General features: G+C 67.5%; 12 protein-coding genes. 6 read left to right on the top strand and 6 right to left on the bottom strand.

The annotated features are described in order from the left end of the window. The first annotated feature begins 146 nt into the window (after window positions 1-146). The 4 genes from QTI66_RS33345 (at window position 147) to QTI66_RS33330 (ending at window position 12,775) form a co-directional block, all read left to right on the top strand. Window positions 147-2,225: a CHAT domain-containing protein gene (locus QTI66_RS33345; RefSeq protein WP_286564666.1), complete on the top strand. Its 2,079-nt coding sequence runs from the start codon at window positions 147-149 to the stop codon at window positions 2,223-2,225. Next, window positions 2,222-3,967: a ShlB/FhaC/HecB family hemolysin secretion/activation protein gene (locus tag QTI66_RS33340; RefSeq protein WP_286564665.1), complete on the top strand. Its 1,746-nt coding sequence runs from the start codon at window positions 2,222-2,224 to the stop codon at window positions 3,965-3,967. Before QTI66_RS33345 ends, QTI66_RS33340 begins: the two co-directional genes overlap by 4 nt. Window position 3,968: 1 nt before the next feature. Next, entirely contained in the window at window positions 3,969-12,095 is an 8,127-nt protein-coding gene (locus QTI66_RS33335) for a two-partner secretion domain-containing protein (protein WP_286564664.1), read from the top strand. An 80-nt stretch (window positions 12,096-12,175) separates the two neighbouring features. Further along, complete coding sequence (locus QTI66_RS33330; protein ID WP_286564663.1) at window positions 12,176-12,775, top strand: hypothetical protein; 600 nt, start codon at window positions 12,176-12,178, stop codon at window positions 12,773-12,775. Here QTI66_RS33330 and QTI66_RS33325 read toward each other — a convergent pair. From QTI66_RS33325 to QTI66_RS33310, 4 genes are all read right to left on the bottom strand, one after another. Further along, window positions 12,720-13,502: a hypothetical protein gene (locus QTI66_RS33325; protein WP_286564662.1), complete on the bottom strand. Its 783-nt coding sequence runs from the start codon at window positions 13,500-13,502 to the stop codon at window positions 12,720-12,722. The genes QTI66_RS33330 and QTI66_RS33325 overlap by 56 nt on opposite strands. Then, window positions 13,495-15,516: a hybrid sensor histidine kinase/response regulator gene (locus QTI66_RS33320; RefSeq protein ID WP_286564661.1), complete on the bottom strand. Its 2,022-nt coding sequence runs from the start codon at window positions 15,514-15,516 to the stop codon at window positions 13,495-13,497. The genes QTI66_RS33325 and QTI66_RS33320 overlap by 8 nt, the downstream gene beginning before the upstream one ends. Beyond that, window positions 15,513-16,544 carry an ABC transporter substrate-binding protein gene (locus tag QTI66_RS33315; protein ID WP_286564660.1) on the bottom strand — a complete coding sequence of 344 codons (1,032 nt, stop codon included), beginning with the start codon at window positions 16,542-16,544 and terminating at the stop codon, window positions 15,513-15,515. The genes QTI66_RS33320 and QTI66_RS33315 overlap by 4 nt, the downstream gene beginning before the upstream one ends. Window positions 16,545-16,730: 186 nt before the next feature. Next, complete coding sequence (locus QTI66_RS33310) at window positions 16,731-18,614, bottom strand: ATP-binding response regulator (protein ID WP_286564659.1); 1,884 nt, start codon at window positions 18,612-18,614, stop codon at window positions 16,731-16,733. Window positions 18,615-18,843: 229 nt separating this feature from the next. Between QTI66_RS33310 and phnD the strand changes: the two genes are divergently transcribed. Next, a complete protein-coding gene (gene phnD, locus QTI66_RS33305) occupies window positions 18,844-19,860 on the top strand; it encodes a phosphate/phosphite/phosphonate ABC transporter substrate-binding protein (protein WP_444815081.1) in 1,017 nt (338 codons plus the stop codon). A gap of 3 nt (window positions 19,861-19,863) precedes the next feature. On the opposite strand, the gene QTI66_RS33300 is transcribed toward phnD, so the two are convergent. Further along, complete coding sequence (locus QTI66_RS33300) at window positions 19,864-20,448, bottom strand: hypothetical protein (protein ID WP_286564657.1); 585 nt, start codon at window positions 20,446-20,448, stop codon at window positions 19,864-19,866. 12 nt (window positions 20,449-20,460) lie between these two features. Continuing rightward, window positions 20,461-20,838 carry a hypothetical protein gene (locus QTI66_RS33295; RefSeq protein WP_286564656.1) on the bottom strand — a complete coding sequence of 126 codons (378 nt, stop codon included), beginning with the start codon at window positions 20,836-20,838 and terminating at the stop codon, window positions 20,461-20,463. 178 nt (window positions 20,839-21,016) lie between these two features. On the opposite strand from QTI66_RS33295, the gene QTI66_RS33290 reads away from it, so the two are divergent. Further along, window positions 21,017-21,232, top strand: a complete 216-nt coding sequence (locus QTI66_RS33290) for a hypothetical protein (RefSeq protein WP_286564655.1) — start codon at window positions 21,017-21,019, stop codon at window positions 21,230-21,232. Window positions 21,233-21,635 lie beyond the last annotated feature (403 nt).

Genomic DNA, 21,635 nt, shown 5'->3' with positions numbered 1-21,635 from the left:
CTTTCGCGGCGCCCGTGGGTGCGCTTCACGCGCACCGCCGGGCAGCGCGCGGGGGTCGAATGCAACGGTATCCATCGTTATTCGGAAATGCGCGAAACAATGCGCCACCAAGGCTTGCAACCGCCGGTGCGCTCGCGTCATGGGGTGTGGCCTTGCTGCTGGCATTGGGAGGCGCCACAGCGCTGGCACAGGGCCAACCGCCCGACGCCACCGCGGCAGCCGCCAAGGAAGAAAAAGCGCGGCTCGCGGACACCGACACCATTTTTGCCCTGACCAACGACGGCGCCATCCTCTACAACAAGGATCCCGTCAAGTTATCGGGCTACCAGTATTGCAGCCAGGCCGTCGCCCTGGCCGAAAACGGTGACTTCCGCCAGAGCGTGCGCGCCGCCAGCAAGGCGCTGCACCTGGCCAACACCAGCAAGGACCCCAACCTCCTTGCGTTTGCCAACCGCGACCTCGCCATCGTCTACAGCTACTCGGGCCAACTCGACAAGGCCGAGGAGTTTGCGCGCGAGGCCCTCAAGTACCAGGTGCGCGACCCGCTCCTCGTCGTCGGTCCGGCCAACAAAGTCATCGGCGACGTGCAGACGCGCCGCAACGACTACGCCGGCGCCATCCTGAGCTACGACACCGCCCTGGCCAACAGCTCGCCGCGCTACACCCCGCTGGTGCAGGCGTCGCTGGCCAACGTGCTCATCGAGTCGGGCAACATCGAACGCGCGCAACAAGTGCTTTCGTCCATTGCGCCGCCGCAGGACGTGGCGCTGGCCGCCCAACTCGACCGCACGCGCGCCCGCCTCCTGCTGGCCCAGAAGAAGCCCGCCGAAGCACGCGACCTGTACACGCAGCTCACCAAGCGCAACGTCGGTGCCGACAGCGAGTACTACCGCCTGTGGGCGTGGGACGGCGTTGCGCGCAGCGAAATCGCCATGGGCAACAAGCCGGCCGCCGCCGAAGCCGCCGGCAAGGCGCTGGCCGGCGTCGACACCGCGCGGGCGCGCTTTCGCAGCGAAGAATTCAAGATGGGCCTGTTCTCCAACCTGCAGACCATCTTCGACAACGGCATCGGCCTTTACAGCGACAACGGTGAAGCGGCCCGCGCCTTTGAAGTGAGCGAGCGCAGCCGCTCGCGCGCCCTGCTCGACGCCGTGCGTGGCCGCGCCAAGATGAGCTCCATCGAGTCCGCCACCATCGACCTGCCGACGCTGCAACGCTCCCTTCGCCCGGATGAGCGCGTGGTCGAATTCCATTCGCTGCCCGACCGCCTGCAGGTCTGGGTCGTCAGCCCCACGGACATCCAGTCCAAGTCCATTCCCATCAAGCGCGAAGAGCTCGCCGACCTGGTCGAGTTCTTCCGCAACTCGGTCGTCCGCGGCAGCCGCACGGCAGTGGCCAATGCGGACAAGCTGGGTGCGGCCCTCATCGCGCCGCTGGGCATTTCGCCGGGCGCGCGCATCGTCTTCGTGCCGCACGGCCCGCTGCACTACCTGCCCTTCCAGGCCATGCGCGTGGATGGCCGCTACCTCATCGAAACGCACCCCGTGTCGGTGGCGCCGTCGATGACGATCGCGATTCAGCTGGCCCAGCGCTCGCCGCGCACCGACGCATCGCTCATCGCGTTTGGAAATCCGGCCATCGAAGCCAAGTACGACCTGCCGGGCGCCGAAGTCGAGGTCAAGCAACTGGCGCAACTGTTTCCACGCAACAACCTCTACCTGGGCGCCGCCGCCACCAAGACGCAGTTCCGCGAAGCGGTGACCAATGCGCCGATGGTCCACGTGGCCGCGCACGCCGAGGCCGACCAGGTCGATCCGCTTTATTCGCGCATCCTTCTGGCCAACGAGAACGGCAAGGAAAACTTCCTCGAAGCCCACGAGATCATTGGCATGTCGATGCAGCGCACCTCGCTGGTGACGCTGTCGGCCTGCGAATCGGGCCTCGGCCGCATTGCGCAAGGCGATGAAGTGCTGGGCTTCACGCGCTCCTTCCTGTCGGCGGGCACGTCTTCGCTCATCTCCTCGCTGTGGCCCGTGTCAGATGACGCGACCGAAGTCCTCATGAGCACGATGTACGCCGAACTGGCCAAGGGCCGCGACATCCAGAGCGCGATGCAGGCGGGGCAACTGGCGGTGCTCAAGGTGCCCAAGATGGCGCACCCCTTCTTCTGGGCCCCGTTCAACCTGATTGGCAACTGGCGCCTGACGGTGGGGAGCGCGGCATGAAGGCGCGGACCGGCATGAAGTTGCGCCCCGTGGCGCTGGCGTCGGCTGCTCTGGTCGCCGCCGTGCTGGGGTTGACTGCAGCGCAACGCGCGCACGCGCAGTCGCAACAACTGCAGAACACGCTCATTCCCACGCAGAACCCGTGCACGAGCTGCGACAACCCGGCCGTGAGGGCGACGCCGCCCACGGCGCCGGGTGGATCGCCTTCCGTGAGTTCACCTCAATCGCTGCCCGCCGCGCCGGTGCCGCAGACGTCCTTCCGCCTCAACGACCTGCGGCTCAACGGAGCGCAGGCCTTGACGGCCGAGCAACTGAAGGCCGTCACGCAGCCCTACATCGGCCGCGACGTCACGCTGGCAGACCTGGAGGCGCTGGCGCAATCCATCACCGACCTTTACCGTGCACGCGGCTTCTTCCTGGCGCAGGCCGTGATTCCTGTGCAAACCGTGCAGGACGGCGTGGTGGAGGTCAGCGTCATCGAAGGCAAGCTGGGCAACGTGACGGTGAACGTCGCGCCCGACGCACCCATCAAGGAAGAGCGCGTTCGCAACTTCCTGGCGGTCATCAAGCCCGGCATGGCGCTGGACACGGCCGCCTACGAGCGCGCCATGCTGCTGCTGTCGGACCAGCCCGGCATCCGCGTGACCTCCCAATTGCAGGAAGGCATCACGCCCGGCACCACCGACCTCAACGTGGACGTCATCGCAGGACGGCGCTGGGAGTTCAGCGCCGACGCGGACAACTACGGCACCGAGGAGTCAGGCCGGTACCGCATCGGCGGCACGGCGCGCTGGCTGAGTCCCTTTGGCATCGGGGACAACCTGGATGCGCGGATCATGGCGTCCAACGGCAGCGGGATGCTCTTTGGCCGCATGTCGTACGAAGCGCCGATCGGCTCCAGCGGCTTTCGTGCCGGCGTGGGTGCTGCGCACGTCTACTACGAGCTGGGCGGCAGCTTTGCGAACCTGGACGCACATGGCACCGCCGACGTGCTCGATTTTTCGCTCAGCTATCCGATGATCAGGTCGCGGCACCAGAACCTGTTCCTGCGCCTGAGTGGTGACATGCAGGACCTCACGGATCACTTCGACGCGGTGGGCCTCGACTCCAAGAAGCGCGTACAGGGCGTGGGCCTGGGCTGGGCCTGGGAATACCGCGATGACTTCTTCGGCGGCGGCTACTGGGCAAGCTCGGGCAGCCTCTATCACGGTCACCTGGACATCAACAGCCCCGCCGTCGAGGAGGTCGACCAAGCCCCTTTCGGCCCGCACACGCAAGGCAGCTTCGACAAGCTGACGATGCGCTTCTCGCGCCTGCAGGCAATCATTCCGCGCCACTCGCTCTACGTGTCGGTGGGTGCGCAACTGTCCAACAAGAACCTGGACGCGTCACAGAAGCTCTCGCTCGGTGGTCCGCAGGCGGTGCGGGCCTATCCGTCGGGCGAACTGCTGGTGGACACGGGCGTGCTGGCGACGGTCGAATGGCGGTGGTCCTACAACGAGGAAATCACGCCCTTCCTGCTGTTCGACGCCGGGCGCGGAAACATCCAGCACGACCCGCTGACCATCAACACCGACAACACCCAGAGCCTGCGTGGCGTCGGCTTCGGCGTGTCGTGGGCACGGCCCAACAATTTCTCCATCAACGCGACACTCGCCTGGCGCGCCGGCACGCGCGAGGCGATCACCGATGGCGGCGGGCACAACCCGCGGCTGTTCGTGCAGTTGCAGAAGGCGTTCTGAAATGACAAGCCATCACGCTCATCTTGTGGCGCCGCGGCACCTTCGGCTGCGGCCGCTGGCTTTAAGCCTGTTGTGCATGGGGCTGGCGCCGGCATTGGCGCAGGTCTTGCCTGTGCCGATGCCGATCGCACCCGCGCCCGGAGGGCAACCGTTTGTCGCCGGTGGCGCCGTCTCCATCGTGCCCGGCGCGCCGGCCGGCACGATGAACATCCTGCAGACCACCCCGCGCGCCATCGCGCAGTGGCAAAGCTTTTCCATCGGCGCCGACAACACGGTCAACATCGCACAGCCTGCCAATACCAGCGTGCTGCTCAACCGCGTGTTGGGCAACGACATGTCGACCATCGCGGGCAAGCTCATTGCCAACGGGCATGTGTATCTCGTCAACCCGAGCGGCGTGACGTTCAGCAAGGGCTCGTCGGTCAGCGTGGGCGGGCTGGTGGCTTCCACGCTCAACGTGAGCAACGAAAACTTCATGGCCGGCGGCAAGCTCCTGTTCGAGCGTGACAACACCGTGACCGCCAAGGTCGTCAACCAGGGTGCGATCACCTCCACGGGCGGGCCGGTGGTGCTGATGGGCGCGGGCGTGGAGAACGGCGCCGACGGCACCATCAACGTGGCAGGCGGTGGCTCGATCGGCCTCGTGTCGGCTCGCACCGTCACGGTGGACTTCAACGGCGATGGCCTGACCACCTTCACCATCCCCGCCGACTCCAAGGCCACGACGGCGCTCGTACAGAACGCGGGGGTGCTCACGGCGGACGGCGGGCAGGTCTCGCTGCTGGCGGCATCCACCGCGCAGGCACAGGTGGTGAACCAGACCGGCGTCATCCAGGCCAAGTCGCTGGCCACGCGAGGTGGCCAGATCGTGCTCGGTGCATCGGGCGATAGCAACGGCATGGCGGTGGGTGGAACGCTGGACGTGTCGAGCGCCGAAAGCGGCGTCAATGGCGGCACGATCAGCGCGACGGCCACGGGCAAGCTCGCGGTGACCGGAAAGTTGTCCGCGCAAGGAAACGGCGAAGCCTCCGGCGGCCAGGTGCTGACGCAGGGAGACCATGTCGAGGTGGGGCCGGCAGCCGTCATCAATGCGGCTGGAGGCCTGCCTTCGGCCAATGGCACATGGACCGTGCAGTCGGGGCAGGACATCACGGTGGCGAACACGGTTCCCACCGCGGTTGGCAGCGTTGTCAACGCAAGCGCGCTGGGCGTTGCGTTGAGCAGTTCCACGAACGTCGTCCTCAACAGTGACGCGAGCACCGTTGCGGGCCAGTCGCCAGGCACGGGCGTCACGTTCGCCGAAGGCGCGAAGGTGGTCAAGGCCGTGGGCTCCGGCGCCGCGAGCCTGACGGTGAACTCCGTGCGCAACATCCACATGAAAGCGGGGTCGGCCATCCAGTCGGGGACGGGTCCGTTGAATGTCGATTTCAATGCGGACTCCAAGGGCACTTTCGTGGACGAGGTGGTTCCAGTCCTTGACGGCGTGACCGATGCGCAGAAGCGCGGAAACATCGCGATGGACTCCGCGTCCATCGAGACCAACGGCGGCAACATCCTGTTCCACGGCCAGACGGATCCCTCGGGCCGCCGGGGTTGGGCCACCGGCAGCTACTCGGCCGACCAGAGCCAGCTCAACGGCATCACGCTTCGCAACAGCCTGCTGTCAACCTGCCCTCCCGGCGCCGAGAGCTGCACCAACCTGGGCAGCATCGCGCTCTTTGGCCAGGGGATCTCGCAGGTCACGAGCGCCACCGAAAGGGTCAGCGGCATTGGCGTGGGCATCTTCGGCAGCAAGCTCCTGGCCGGCGCGGACACCATCGGCATCGACGCATGGGGTGCGCTGGGGTCGTCGGCGCTTCAGATGTCGCCGCTGGCCGGCGTGGCGTCCAGCATCCGGACATTCACCGGCGGCATCGACATCACGGGCCGCGCGAATGCGCGAGGCCTCACGGATCCAGGCGCCACCTATACGGCGGCTGCGCAGCCGGCGGGCCCCGCCATCATCGTGGGTGACACGGCACTTGCTGACGCCGACCCCAGCGGTACCAACGGCGACCGCATCCGCATGCTGCGCGGTGGCGCCCTGGTGACCAGCGCGCCGGAAGTGGCAGGCGACGGCGGGCACGTCGGCCTCACGGCCAACACCGACCTGTTCGTGGATGCGACGCTGCTCGCACGTGGCACCGGAGGCGGCGCAGGCGGCACCGTCGAGACTTCGGGCAGCTACGTGCTCGTGGGCGGTGGCACGCGCATCGACGCCGCAGGCGGGCCAGGCGTACCAGGGACGCCAGGCGTTCCGGGCATTCCGGGCGGAGCCAACGGCAAATGGACGCTGACCTCGACGCAGGACCTCACCATCAACAACAACACGCTGACTGCTGAAAGCCGCGACACGCTCGACCGCCTGGTCATCAACGACCCGCAGATGGGCAGCGTGGTGAACGCCGGCGCGCTGGGCCGGGCGCTGGGCCGCTCGACCGACGTGGAGCTGACCAGCCAGGCCGTGGAGACGCTTCCGAACTCGCCCGGCTACGGCGTTCGCATTGCTGGCGACACCCGTGTCGTCAAGACCGAAGGCGGTGCGAGCACACTGACGGTGAATTCGTCGCGCAACATCACCATGAACGCCAACTCGGCGATCCAGTCGAGCGCCGGCGCACTGAACGTCGCCTTCAATGCCGATGCGCAGGGCGAGGCCTTACCCGACAACTTGCCGATCAACACGGGCACGAGTGAAGTGTCTTCGGGCGGCGCGATCTCGCTCACCACCGCCAGGATCGAAACCAGCGGCGGCAACATCCGCTTCTACGGGCAGAGCGATCCTGACAACGGCCGCGCGGTCGGCAGCTACTTCAACGGCGGCGAGATCCAGAACGGCATCTCCCTCACGGGCGGCAGCGTGCTGTCGGCATGCGCCATGGACCAGACCAGCTGCACCGTGGCTGGCGACATCAGCTTGCGCGGCCAGGGCAACACGGGTGCGGAGACGTCCCTGGTGTTCGGCGGCGTAGGCGTGGGCATCGACAACAGCACGGTGCGCACGGGCTCCGGCGCCATCACAATGGACGGGCGGGGTGGGTTGGGTGCGTCGGGGGTGCGGGTCGCGAGAGGGTCGACCATCGCATCGGGTTCCGGCGACATCACGGCCACGGGGACGACGCGCAGTTGGGACGGCGAGCTCGACCCCGTCGTCACCTTCCGGTCGGACGACACGGCCGATCTCGCCGGCGTGCAGATGGGTGGCGGAGGTGGCGTGTCCGTGCGCAATTCGAGCCTCTCGACCGGCGGCAACATCACGCTGGACGGCACGGGCGCCGACCTGCAGGCGCTCGCGTTCGACCGAAGCTTCCAGTTTGCAACCCTGCCGCTGATGGTCAACAACAGCGCCATCGTGGGCGGATCCAACGGCGTCACGCTCAATGAGAGCACGCTGAAGGCTGGCGTGGGGCGCAACATCTCGATCTCGGGCACGGCGGGCAGCGACACCTACGAGGTGAGCACATTCCAGAGCAGCCTGACCACGTTTCTGGACGCCACCAGCGAGGGTGTTGCCATCAACGCGACTACTGCGGGCGTGCTGACGCCGCTTCCCACGAGATTCATCGAGGCCGAGGGCGGCACCATCACCGTCGACGGGCGGGGTACGGGCGTGCGTCTCACCCTGGGCCTGGCGTCGTTGTCCACGTCGACATCGACGTCGACCTTCACGAACGATTCCCTGCTCAGCGTTGCATCGTTGAATGGGCCTGGCGGCGCCATCGAGATCACCGGCAAGGACATCTACGCCAATTCGACCCTGCCCGCGCAGCACCTGCTGGACGCAAGCGGCACGAGCGGCGGCAAGATCCATCTCGTGGGTGATGGCACGCTCGAGCTGTACCAGGGCCTGTCGGCGGATGCCTCCGGGAGCGGACAGGGAGGCGACATCCTGACCCAGGGACGCGCGGTGTTCATTGCAGAGTCCACCCAGGTCAGTGCCGCGGGCGGCCCCACCGGCGCCAACGGCAAGTGGACCGTGAACTCGAACCTGGACCTCACCATCGACATCACTGAATCCGGCGGCAGCCAGGTCGATTCGGGTGTGCTGGGCCGTGCACTCAGCCGCTCGACGGACGTGGTGATCAACAGCGATGCGGTTGCAGATGGCGATTCGACCTTTGGCCTCGGGGTTCGATTCGGCAATGGGGAGCAGGTCGTCAAGGACGGCGGCCATGACACCACGTTCACGGTGAACTCGGGGCGCAACATCGTCATGGGCCCCAACTCGGCCATTGTTGCCAGCAGCGGAGCGCTCAACGTCAACTTCAATGCGGACGCGAACGGAGCGGCCCTGCCGGCCACGCTCCCCATCAGCAACAGCGCGATCACCACGCCGTCGGGCGGCGCCATCACGATCAACAGTGCGAGCATCCAGACCAATGGCGGCAGCATCCGCTTTTATGGGCAAGGCGATCCGGACAACGGGCGCGCGGTGGGCAGCACCGGCACCTTCGGCGACCGGACCTACAACGGCGTCACCATCGACAACAGCCTGCTGTCTGCCTGCGCGCCGGGCGCGACCGCGTGCACCTCGCCGGGCGACATCAGCTTGCGCGGCCAGGGCCAGTCGACCTTCAACGGCAACTCCTTCGTGGCCAGCGGCGCCGGCGTCGATATTGCGAACAGCGGCCTGCTCACCGGCCTCGGATCCATCGCGGTAGACGGCCGTGGTGGCGCCGCTTCAGCGGGCGTGCAGATCGCGGGCGGCTACACATTGCTCAACGACGCCGGGCAGGTCGTGGCGTCGGCCAAGGCCGTCGAGTCGACGTCCGGCGAGGTCAGCCTGACGGGAACGACGCGTGGATGGGCCACCGGCGACCGGGTGGTCGTCGGGTCCAATGGCTGCAACGACTGCGAGCACCTGGATGGCGTGTCCATCCAGGATGCCGCCATTTCAACGGGCGGCAACGTGGCCATCAACGGCACGGGCGCCGACCTCACGACCTTGTTCAACGATCCGGCCTACAGGGCCGCGATCACTGCGAACGTCGCAACCGTCCGTCCGTCGCTTGGCGTGAACATCGGCAACACCTCGATCATTGCCGGCTCCGGCAAGAACCTCGCCATCACGGGCAAGGGCGGCAGCGGGGAGATGACCCTCACCTTTGATGCCAACAGGGTGCCGACCGCCACCATCGATCCACAGCGTCTGGGCGTCAGCGTCTTTGGCTTCGACTACACGCCCCTGCAAGCCGCGGGCGGCAAGATCAGCATCGACGGCGTGGGCACCGATGTCAGGCTGCAGTACATCCAGGACAGCGCTGCGGCGCCCGTGCCGATGGTGGATGTGGCGTCGTCCAGTGCGGCTGGCGGCAGCATCGACGTGCGGGGCCGCAACATCACCGTCCTCAACGATGGCATGTCGCCCGATGCGCTGTTCGATGCGCGAGGTGTTGGCGGCGGCGGCAGCATCTCACTGCGGGGCAACGCGGACCCCGGACTTGCCGACAGCGGCATGATCGCCGTCAGCAACGACGTCGTGATGCGAGCCGACGCGGTGGGCTCGGGCAATGGCGGCACCATCCGCCTCGTGGCCGATGGCAGCCTGCGCGGTTTCGGCACCTACACGGCTCGCGGCGGCGCCGCGGGTGGCGACGGCGGGTTGGTTGAAACCTCGGGCCGCTTCTTCGACATCGCCGGCATCAACGTCGACGCCTCGGCGGTGGCCGGCAAGGCCGGCACGTGGCTGGTCGATCCGTACGATGTCACCATCGTGGGCGGAGCCGCCAATGGCAGCCTGCCGACCGAGCCTTTCGTGCCGCTGTCGAAAGCCACCATCCAGGACGGCGACATCAACCGGGCACTCAACAGCGGCACCAATGTCTCGATCACCACCGGCAACAGCGGTGACGACTTCGGCAACATCACCATGGGTGCGAACGGTGTCAACATCGCGCTGACCAATCCGCAGGTGCCGGCCGTGACCTTCCGGCTGGACGCAGCGGGCAACATCACCACCTTCGGCGGACCGACGAGCATCCTGTCATCGGCGGCCCCGCTCAGCGTGTCCTTCAATGCCGGCCTGGGCGGTAAGGGCGGCGCCATCTACTACAGCGGGAACATGCTGACCAACGGCGGCACCGTCGACATGACGGCACCCGGCGGCACCATGGGGTGCGCGATCTGCCTGGTGGGTGCCAACGTCGACACGCGCATCGGCCAGAGCGATACCAGCGCGGGCGCCAACGTCAACCTCACCGTGCCTGCGGGCGGGCCGCAATACTTCGGGTTCAAGACGGCGGCCGTCGACCTCGACTTTGCGCAGATCTCCACGTCCACCGGCAACGTCACCGTGACCGGCAACGCGCCGGCTGGCGGCGGCGTGCGCGTGCGCGGCCAGCAGGGCGCCAATGCGTCGGGTGGCATCTCGACGACCACGGGCAACATCGCGCTCAGCGGCATCGGCGCGTTTGCGAGCAACAGCTCCGACGCGCCTGGCCATGGCGTGCTCATCGACGGCGCCACCTTGCGCACCTCGGGCGGCAACATCGCGGTGCGCGGCCTGCAGCAAGCGGGTGCAGGGGGCGCTCCCGGCAATGGCGTGAGCATGCTTCGCGGCGCGACCGTCGTGACCACTGGCGCGGGCGACATCGACATCAGCGGCGAGTCCCAAGGCAACGGCGCGGGCCTTTTGATGGCCGCGGAAGTTCCGCCGAATCCAGCGCAGGAACAAGAGGGCGCGCCCGCCACGAGCATCAGCGGCGGCCGCAACGTCGTGCTGCGTGCCAGCAACGACGGCACGACCGACGCCATCGTGCTCGATGGCAGCGTCACTGCCGCCAATGTGCTCAACCTGCGCCCCGGCGGCGTCGATGCCGCGACCGGCGCGGCGGTAGACCGCACCGGCAACCCCATCGTGCTCGGCTCGGGCACGGGCTTCGCGCTCTCCGCCGACGAACTCACGCGGCTCAGCGCCAAGGCGGTGGTGGTGGGCAGCAACGCCCATGCAGGCAACATCGACGTGACGACGCCGGTGACCAGCGCCGCGGCGCTCACACTGCAAGACGGCGGTGGCGGCAACATCACGTTGAACGGGTCGATCAATGCGCCGACGCTGGGCCTCGTGAGTGCGGGCAACATCACGCAGGCGGCCAACGCGGGCATCACCGCCGGCAGCCTTCTGGCCACATCGAGCAAGGGCAACGTCACGCTCAATTCGGCCAGCAACAACGTCGGCACCAACACGCTGGCGGGCGGCGCCCAGGGCAGCTTCCAGTTCACGAATTCGGGTGCGATCCGCATCGGGCCTGTTCCCGTCGCTGGCTACGACGCGGAAACCAATGCGCCCAACACGATTTCGGTCAACTCGATGGCGGCCGACACGGTGATGGTGCGCGCGCTCAGCGGCAACCTGACGCTGGACAGCAACGTCAGCGCCGCGACGTCGACCGACCTCGTGGCGGCGGGCACTTTCCAGAATCCCGAGGGCCACACCATCACCGGTGGACCCTTCCGCATCTGGGCGAACACCTGGGTGGGCGAGACGCGCGGCGGCATCGTGGGCTCGGGCGACTTCCCCAACTTCTATCACTGCACCTTCCTCGGAGAATGCGCGGTGGTCGTGACGGAAGGCAACCACTTCATCTACACGCAGCAGCCGACGGCGACCATCACCCTCGACAGCTTCCAGCGGCAGTTCGGCCAAGAGAATCCGCGATTCACCTACAGGCTCGATGGCTTGATCCTCGACGACCGCGGCCTGGGCATTTCAGGCACGCCGGGCACCGAGGCAAATGCCAACAGTCCTGCGGGCCAATACCGGATTGCCGGGACTTTCACGTCGCGCGAAGGCTATGCCATCGACGTGTTGCCGGGGCTCCTGACCATCGCGGATGTGATCAGGGAAAACTTCAACGAACAGTTCTTCAACCTCCCCCGCGTCGACTACTACCGCGACGAACCCACCACCTGGGTCTACGACCGCAACATCGGCTTCGCCCCCATCTGCGTGGCCACCGGTCCGCTGGACACCAGCCGCGGAGCGCAGAAAGGCGACGTGCTGGCGCGTGAATGGTCGCGCGTGCGCACACGGCCCAACCTCACGAGCTGCGTTGATACGGAACGTCACAACGGCTGCGCGGACTTCTAGCGGCGCCTGGCCCGCTCTTTCATAATTGGCGCTGTTGTCGCCCGCCAGGGCGACGCGCGAATCCAGGGAGAGTGGGAACCATGCTGAGTTCTTTTCGCGCGTGTGCGCATGTGCGCCGCGTGCGTCGAAGGCGGCCGCTGCTGCTGGGCCGGATCGTGGGTGCGCTGGTGGCCGGCCTCGCGTTGGCCGGCGCTGTCTATTGCTACCTGCACCACGGAGGGACGGCCGACCCGGTCGACCTGCGAACCAACCTTGTGGAGCTGACCGTGCCCTTGTCCATCGGCTTGCTGCTGCTCTGGCGCGGCCGCGTCGACAGGCGCTTTTGCAAGCAGGTCTTCGGCGTGCTGCTGGCCAATGCCGGCGCGCTGGGCACGATGGTGCTGATCGTCATGGTCGATGAGTCGCGTGGCCACTTCGCGCATTTCTTTTCAGTGCCCTTGCTGGCCTTGCCGGCCGTGGCGTCGCCGCTGGTACTGTGGGGCGGGCTGATCCTGGTGTTCGCCTCGCCGCGCCGAAGTCGCAGCCTGCACCTCAGGTCCATCGTGCCGGGCGTGTCGGTCGCGGGCATGCGCCGGCAATCGCCTTGCTATTGGCACCGGGCGTCGCAGGAGGCGGGCATCGGCGTCAGCGCAAGGCCTTTCCGAAGTCGCCCGTATAGGTCTTCAGTCCCTGGTGAGTGAGCCGGGATCGCGCATCCACGAACACCTTGCCGCCGATCGATTGCCAGCGTCGGCAGAAGGCATAGTCCTCGGTCAGGTAGCGGCCGTTGTCAGGCTCGGCCAGCACGTCGAAGAAGCGGTAGTGCGGATCCTGCGTTGCCGGCAGTCCCAGCGCGTAGCCGGCGCGGTCGGGGGTGTAGCGCAACTCGGGCATGGCGTGGGCCAGCTTCTCGAACACATGGCGTGCAATGAGCATGAAGCCCGTGGGCGCGTCCAGCACTTCCATGAAGCCGTCCACATCGATCCTGCTTTGCCCGTGTGACAGCAGGTTGGCCGGAAAGCTGGGATAGCGCGCCTCGAAGTCCTCGCGCGTGCTGCCGGCGGGCAGCGCCTCATCCAGTCCCTGCACGGGCCAGCCGTCGAGCTTGTGTGGATACACGCCGGCCACCACGTCGCGGTCGGCCAGCAGCAGGCGCATCGCGGCCTCGGGCTCGAAGCCGATGTCCGCGTCGATCCAGAACAGGTGCGTCCAGCGCGTGTCCGCCATGAACTCGGCCACCATGCGGTTGCGTGCCCGCGTGATGAGGCTGTCGCCGTCCAGGAAGCGCGTCTGCATCGCAAAGCCGTGGGTCCACGCGATGTTCACCAGGCCGAGCAGGCTGCGCACGTAATTGGAAGTGAGCACGCCCCCGTAGTTGGGCGTCGCCACGAAGGGATGGATGTTCTTCAGGGCACTGGTGTCAAGCATGGAGGGCTGGCACCGGCTGGGACATGCGGCGCGTGGACAGCAGCGCGCGCAACTTGGCCGGCGCCACGGGCTTGGTGAGGAGCGTCACGTTTTGCTGGCGCAGGCGTTGCAGCGCCTCGGGCCCCGTGGCGCCGGAGATGAGCACGGCCAGCGCATGCGGCTGCAGGCGCCGCGCGTTCTCGATCACGGCCATGCCGTCTTCGTCGCCCGCCAGTTGCAGGTCGCACAGGATGGCATCGAACCGCGCGCCGGATTCGCTCATGCGCGCGAGCGCGTCCACGCCGCTGTCGACGCACGCCACATGGCAACCCCACTGCTCCAGCAGCGCACGCGTGCCATGCAGGATGGCTTCGTCGTCGTCCACCACCAGGCAGCGCAGGCCGGACAGCGGGGCGATCGGCGCGGCGGGCGGCACGGGGCGCGCCGCGCCCACCGGATCGGCCGCGGGCAGCGTCATTGAAAAGGTGCTGCCCAGCAGCAGGGCGGAACGCAACTCGATGCGCGTGCCCAGCAGCGCCGCGACACGCGCGCAGATGGCCAGCCCCAGGCCGAAGCCCTGGCGCCGGTCGCGCTCGGTGTTGGCCACTTGGTAGAACTCCTCGAAGATGCGCTGCTGGTGAATGGGCGCAATGCCGATGCCGTTGTCGCGCACCTCGATGCGCACCGTGTTGTCGCCCTTGCCGCGCCGTGCCGCCACCATCACCGTGCCTTCGGGCGGCGCATGGCGGATCGCGTTGCTGATGAGGTTGCCGATGATGCGCAGCAGCAGCGCCGCATCGCTTCGCACGGCCAGCCCGTTGGGGCGCCACACCATGCGCACGCGCGACTGGGCTGACTGCGCCGCGTACTGGCCCGACAGGTGTTCGAACAGCGGCCCGAGCGCGATGGGTGCCAGCGCGGGCGTGAGCACTTGGGCATCGAGGCGCGAGATTTCGAGCAGGTCGTCCAGCAGCATGCTCATGAACTCGGTGCTCTCCTGCAGCCGTCGCATGGCCGGTTGCTGGGCGGGCGTGGCGGTGGGCAAGAGACCGTCGATGAACAGGCCCATGGCGTGCAGCGGCTGGCGCAGGTCGTGGCTCGCCGCAGCAAGAAAGCGTGCGCGGGACAGTGCCGCCTGCTCGGCTTCGGCCATGCGCTGCATCGCCACCGCGGTGGCTTCGCGCACGCGCTCTTCGCTCACCTGCTGGTTGTGCTCCAGCCGCTCGGCCAGCCGGTTCACGTCGTGCGCGAGGCTGGCGAGTTCGTGCCGTTCGCGGCGCGGGGCGACGCCGGAATCAGGCCCTTCGCTGACCACGTCGCAGCGCGCGTCGAAGTGCCCGGCCTCCAGTGCCGCCACGGTGCGCGACACGCGGCGCAAGGGCCGCGCCACCGTGCGCGCCATGTGCCGCACCGAAGCCCATGCCACCAGGATCGCGATCAGCGCGATGCCGAAGCCGGCAATGAGCGAGCGGGTGCGCTCGTTCGCATACGCGGCGGTGTCGCGAAAGGTCTGCACCTGGCCGATGGGCGCATCGCCCGTCGGCGCGGCGCCGGCCGGTGAAAACGCGCTCGCGCGCGAGGCCTCGCGCAGCGTGACCGGCGCGGTGAACACGCGCAGGTTTTCCATGTTGGTGGCGCTGGCGCCGGCCGTCACGAAAACGCCCGCGTTGTTGCTGATCTCCACCCGCGTCACCTGGCTGCCGCGCAGTGCCGCGTTGGCCACGTTCTGCAGTGCAGGAACGTCGCCAGCGTAAAGGCTCAGGTCCGACAGGGCGGCCACCTGGCGGGCGATGGCCTGGCCTTCGGCGTTGAAGGCGCCTTCGAGCGTGTCGAGCCGGCTGTGGGTGAACCAGGCGGTGAGGGCGAGCGCCGCCGCTGCGCAGGGCACCACGCCCAGCCGCAGCAGGTCGCGCTGCAGGTTGCCGCTGACCACCAGCGCCGACGGCAACGCCGCCGCCTGCTGTTGCTGCTGCGCGGGGGCCGGGGCAGGCGACGAAGGAGACGCCGGCGCAACGCCGGGGTGCGAGGTGCTCATCGCGCGCCCGTGCCCGTGACCCGCTGGGTCAGTTCGCGTTCGTCGGGCAGCCGCAGGCCCAGGCCGCGGGCGACGTTGCTGTTGACGCGGACCGTGGCCGGCGTGGCGTCTTCCACCATCGTGACGCCGCTGGGCCCCAGCGCCACCTTGTGGCCGAGCGCGCGCGCTTGCAGCGCCAGCTGCGAAGGGGTCGACACCGCAGCGGCCAGGCCACCGGAGCGCACCATGCCGTCGCTCGCGCCGAACACCGGCACGCCCGCGCCCGCCGCGGCGCGCAGCACCGCCAGCGTGGCGGCCTGGTTGTCGCCGATCAGGTCGGGCAACACGATGAGCGCATCGCTGCGCGGCAGCACGCCGTTCAGGGCCGGGGCGATCGACTGCACGTCCGGCGCGGTTTCCACCTGAAGGCTCCAGCCTTGCGCGGCGCGCTCCAGGTCGCGCAGCAGGGGCTCGGATTCGGCCGTCGTCACCACGCCCAGTCGCCGGCGCTGGGGCAAGGCCGCGTTGACGAGCGCAAGCTGGTCGGCCATTGACGGATCGCGCAGCAGCACGCCGACGCGGCGGTCGGTGCGCTTCATGGCGGGGTGCGACTTGAGGCTTTCATAGTCGAGCCGGCTGAGCATGGCGAGCAACAGCGTCTCGTTGCTCTCGCGCTCGATGGCCGTGCGTGCCGCGTTCGCGCCGACGGCAATCACGAGCGTGTCAGGCATGTTCACCGGCGCCGGCGGCCGAATGCCGCGCGTGACGACGCCCGCGTTGACGGGCGAGGAGCCATCGCCTGCCTGCAGTCCCAGTTCGGCCACGGCGCCACCGCCGCGCGGGAGGCGAACCACGTCGATGCGGCTGCCCGGCTCCAGCGTGGCGCGAAGCTGCTGCACGAATTCCATGTGCGGCGCCATGTCGTCGCTGGTGAGGACCGTCAGGCGTGCCGGCGCGGCATGCACGAGCCCGAGCTGCACGCAGGCAAAGGCCACGGACACAAAGGCCCGCAGACCGAAGAACAAAGCCTTGATGGGCCTGGAGAACATGACCTGCAAACCATGCAGTGAAGGTCGTCCCAATGTACGGACGCAACCGGTTTCGCGCGATAAGGCAGAGGGCTTATGTCGCCTCTGGCAGGGCGCCGATGGGCCTTCGCGCCCATTTGCAGCGGCTAGGCTGAAAGGCGTAGTCCGGGCACGGCGATAACACCCCGTTGCACTTTAAACATGCCCTCAGGCCTGCGCGCGCACGCTCGCCAACTGCACCCCGATGGCCTGTCGCAGCGTGCGCGGGGACACCGGCTTGTAGAGCACCGCGACGCCCGCGTTGGCCACCTCGCGCAGCCGGTCGGGCTTGGTCTCGCCGGTGACCAGCAGGCGTGCCGTCTGCAAGCCGATGCCGTTGGGATGCCGCTCCAGCGCGGCGATCACGTCCAGCCCGTTGTCGCCGCCTTGCAGCAGCAGGTCGCTCAGCACCACGTCGGGCGGCTGCGTCCAGCTGTCGGCCAGCGCCAGTGCCTCGGCGCGCGTCTGCGCGGCCAGGACCACCGCGCCCCAGTTGGACAGCACCACCTGCAGGCCTTCGAGGATGGTGCGCTCGTCGTCGATGATGAGCACGCGCACCCCTTCCAGGCTGGGCTGGGCTTCCACCGGCAGGCCCACCGTCGCCATCTCCGCGCCCACGGCTTCGGCCGAAGGCTCCGCCGCGCGCACCATGATCCGCACGCAGGTGCCCTTGTGCAGCACCGACGAAAGCTCCACGCGCGTGTTGAGCAAGGCCGCAAGACGCTGCACCGTGGCCAGCCCCAGGCCCATGCCGCGCGTGGCACCGCGTGCGCGCTGCGGATCGATCTGGAAGAACTCCTCGAACACACGCTCCTGCAGTTGCGGGGCGATGCCCACGCCGGTGTCGATCACGTCGATGCGGATGCTGCGCCCGCGCCGCCGCGCGCCGATCAACAGGCCCCCTTCGGTCGTGTGGCGCAGCGAGTTCGACACCAGGTTGTTGAGGATGCGCGAGAGCATCACGTAGTCGCAGCGCACCCACACGTCCGTCTTGCGCGCCACCAGTCGCAGGCCCTGCTGCTCGGCCACGGGGCGGAAGTTGCGGCTGATCTCGTCGAACAAGCGATCCAGCGGAAAGTCGGCCCACTGCGGCTGCAGCACGCCGGCATCGAGCTGCGAAAGGTTCAGCAGTTCGGAGAAAAGCCGGTCCAGCGAGTCGACGCATTCGCGGATGTGGCCGATGCGCTGCAGGCGCAGTGGGTCGGTCTCGCCATTGGCCAGGCCGTCGGAAAACAGCGTGAGCGCATGCAGGGGTTGGCGCAGGTCGTGGCTGGCCGCCGCGAGCAGGCGCGTCTTGGCCTGGCTGGCGATTTCGAGTTGCTGGTTCTTGCGCGCGAGTTCGGCCGTGGCTTCGCCGATGCGGCTTTGCAGGAGGCGCCGGCTCTCGGCCAGCGCGCCGGCCGCCTGGTTGAAGCCACGCTGCAAGCGCCGAACCTCGGCCGTGCCCAGCACGCTCACGCTCACGTCTTCGCCGGCGCCCAGCCGGTCAACCGCCTCGCCCAGCCGGCGAATGGGCGCGCTGATGCGCCGCGCCGCCCACCAGCCCGCCAGCCCCACGCCCGCCAGGCTGGCGCCCAGCACGATGAACACGTTGAACCAGGCCGCATTGCGCGCGGACTCGACCGAATCGAGGCTGATCTCGACCATGACCTTGCCTGTGCGCCGTCCGTCATCGGTCAGGATGGGCGTGACCACACGCAGGCGTTCGTTGCGGGAGCGGTCTTCGACTTCGGCGTTGGCGACGATCTCGCCGTCTTCGGTCCAGATCTGCACCTGCTGCACATGGGGCTGCGAGGTGCCGGACTGTGCGGTGCGCAACAGGGCGCGGCGGTCCATCTGGAGCAGCGGGGCCTGCGCCAGCGCAGCCACCTGCAGGGCGACCGTCTGGCCGCTGGCGCGCATCAGCTCGGTCACGTTGGCCAGGTGCTGGCGGGTCAGGACCACGATGGCGCCGATGGTGGCAATGGTGGCAGGCAGCAGCGCCAGCAGCACCAGTTGCTGGCCGAGCGACAGGCGTGTCATGCGGCGCAGCGCGCGGACGGACCAGTTCATGGGGGAGCGGACCCTCGTTGTTTTGGGGTGATATCCGGAGTCAAAAAACATGGCATTTGATGACAGAGCTGGTATCTAATTGTGTACTTCTCTGACTTCATTTGAACAGGCTCAAAGCTGTCTGGCCGGCCCCAAGGGGCCTGCCGCAGATGTGACGATGCACTATCAAGAAGGTTTGCGCGAGCGTTTCGTTGTCCGGACGCCGGGCGTTGGGCAACTGGCGCGCCGCATGGCGGCCCCGCTTCTTCGATCCCTGGGCGTGCTGGCGCTGGTGTGCATGAGCGTGGCCGCGCCGGCGCAACAGGTGGTCGGCAACGCCAATGCCCTTCCGGTTCGCTTCGGCATCCTGCCGCTGGGCGGCGCTTTCGAGTCGCGCAACGACTGGGTGCCGCTGCTGGCCGACCTGAGCCGCGCCATTGGCCGGCCGGTCACCGTGCTGTCGGCCACATCTTATGAAGGGCTCGACCAGGCCATCCAGCGCGACGAGGTCGACATGGCCTTCCTCTCGGGCAAGATGGCGCTCGACGCCGTCACGCTGTACAACATGAAAGTCGTCGCCCAAGTCACGCGGCACGACAACCTGCCGGGCTACCGTGCGCTGTTGCTGGCGCGCAAGACGGGGCCCACGGTGCAGGCGCTGCTGGCCGAGCCGGACCGCTGGCGCCTGGCGCGCGGAGAGAGCCGTTCGGTGTCGGGCTTCATCGTGCCGCAGCTGCAGTTCTTCTTGCCGAACCACATTGCGATGGAAACGCGCTTTCGCAGCGAAAGGGTCGGCACGCACCAGTTCACCGCACTGGCCGTGGCCAACGGCGAGGCTGACGTGGCCACCAACAACACGGCCGACTTCGAGCGCTTCAGGCTGCAGTTTCCGGAAGAGGCCGATCGGCTGCAGGTCATCTGGCAGTCGGACCTGATTCCACATGCGCAGATCGTGATGCGACGCGACTACCCGCGCGACTTCCAGCTCAAGGTGCAGGCTTTCCTGGCCGAGTACGCACGCGCCAAGGGGCCGCGCGGCGATCCCGAGCGCGCGGTGCTCAAGTCGCTGCACGACCTTGCGGGCTTCGTGGTGGCAGACAACAGTTCGCTGCTGCCTGCGGCCAAACTGTCTTATCAGCTGGCCCGGCAAAGCGCCCTGAATGCGCAGTGGGTGAACGACGAAGCGCGCGACAAGCGGCTGGCGCGCGTGGAGAGCGCCTACGCGCAACAGTTGGCAGTGCTGCGCGGCGCTGGCGCGCCGCCTTGAAAGCTATTTCGCCCGATTCCGGCGCACGTCCGCATCGTTGTCCGCGACGACGTGCAGGTAGTCGGTGAAGCTGGCGCGCATTTCCCTGTAGCGCTCGTCGCGACCCTCGAGATCGCGATCATGGCGCTGTTGCGCCAATTGCTTTCGGCGGATGCTTCGCTCGCGTTCGCGCTCACGCATGCGTTGGCCCAGCACGAGGGTCACGCAGGAGGCGATGAACGACAGCAGGAAATAAGCGCTCGCGGCGATGGCGCTGTCCACGCGCGCGTCGTCGATGCGTGCGTTGTAAAGCAGCCCGATGGACACGGTCACACCGGCCAGGCTCGCCACGGTGAGCGCCGTGGCAGCTGCGGGCTTCGTCTGTCGCATGGTTGCAATGGCCGCCTTCAAAAACGCAGCAGCGCCCGCCAGCGCGATGGCAATGCTGGAGATGAACGTGTCCATGCCCCGGTCGTCGCCAGCGAATTTGCCCAACTGGCTCGCCGCGACAGCGCCCAGGACGATCCACGCCGAGGCCCAGCCCAGGACGTACCAGCGGCTGGCCGCCTTGTGCCGGGAGCGATCTTCATGCCGAGTGAGCGATTCCACAACCCATCCTCATCAGAACAGTTCAGGACGCGAATGCGCCAGATGCAGGCATGCGGCGACCGGCTTGGAGAGGTGCAGCACCGTCCAGGTGCGCCGCCACACGTTTTCCCACGTTCCGCCCTTGAGAAACAAGGGGGAAACAATTCTCAAAATCTGCACAGCGAGAATTGTTCCAACTTTTGACGACTTTTGTTTGCACGCCGCTGTACGGCCTTGAACTGGGAGTGGATCAGGCCGGCTGGAACCTGGCCCTGTCAGCTCCTCCTGCCCTGCGACAAGCGGTGCAATGGCCAGCGCGTTGTCCGGTCGATGAAGAACAAGCTGCCGGGCGTGTCGTTTCGCACCATCGTCCACGCGGATGCGGTGGACGACAGCAATGTAGGCCCGCACTCACCCGAAGCAAGTGCGCCTTCCTGCACCGCGGCGCTGCGTTGCGCCGCACATTCGCGGAACTCAACAACCACGATTGGAGACTGTCATGAAGAGCATCATTCTTTGGCTTTGCGGCGTTCCGCTGGGTGTGATCATCCTGCTGAAGGTCTTCGGCGTTTTCTGATCGGGCGCGTTCATGCTGAATGCAAATTCGCGGATCAGCGGCGTGGTCGAGTACCGCGCAGGGGATGGACCGATGCTGCGAATTCCTGAGGGGCCGTGTCACATCGAATTGGCCGAGGACAGCGCTGTGCTCAATTGGGAGGAAGAAGGAGAGCCGATGAATGCGGCGATTCCTCTGGGGGAGTACGAGCGCTTTGTGGAAGAGGGGAAGGTGGGGAGGCCTGCCTGATTTGTTTTGATGCTGTGCTCTCTGTGGAGGCCGCCCGGCATGCGATGGCCGCTGGGCGCCTTCACTGTGGCGGTCGCTTCGCGACTTCTCTGCGGTGCTCACGATTTGCGGCGTCTCGCAGAACTCCCTGCGCTTCGCTCCGGTCAAACAGCTGCGAGCCTGATCCCGCAAATCGCTCCGCTCCTCGACGCCACAGAGGCGGCGCCCAGCGGCCATCGCATACCGGGCTCCGGGGAGGCGCCAACGGTGTGGGCGTTTCCATCGAACCTGCGCGTTGATCCGTCCTCGCGCAAGAGTTCGCGGCACGCGCACTCTTTGCTGGAGCACAACCGTCGAAACGTCCTGTTCATCCCCACCCTGTGCGGCGGACAGTTCACCCCCACCGTGTCCAGCGTCGGTGGGG

Source organism: Variovorax brevis (assembly GCF_030317105.1).
GTDB lineage: Bacteria > Pseudomonadota > Gammaproteobacteria > Burkholderiales > Burkholderiaceae_C > Variovorax > Variovorax brevis.
The sequence above is the reverse complement of the archived record's forward strand: the minus strand, read 5'-3'. Positions and strand labels throughout refer to the sequence as shown.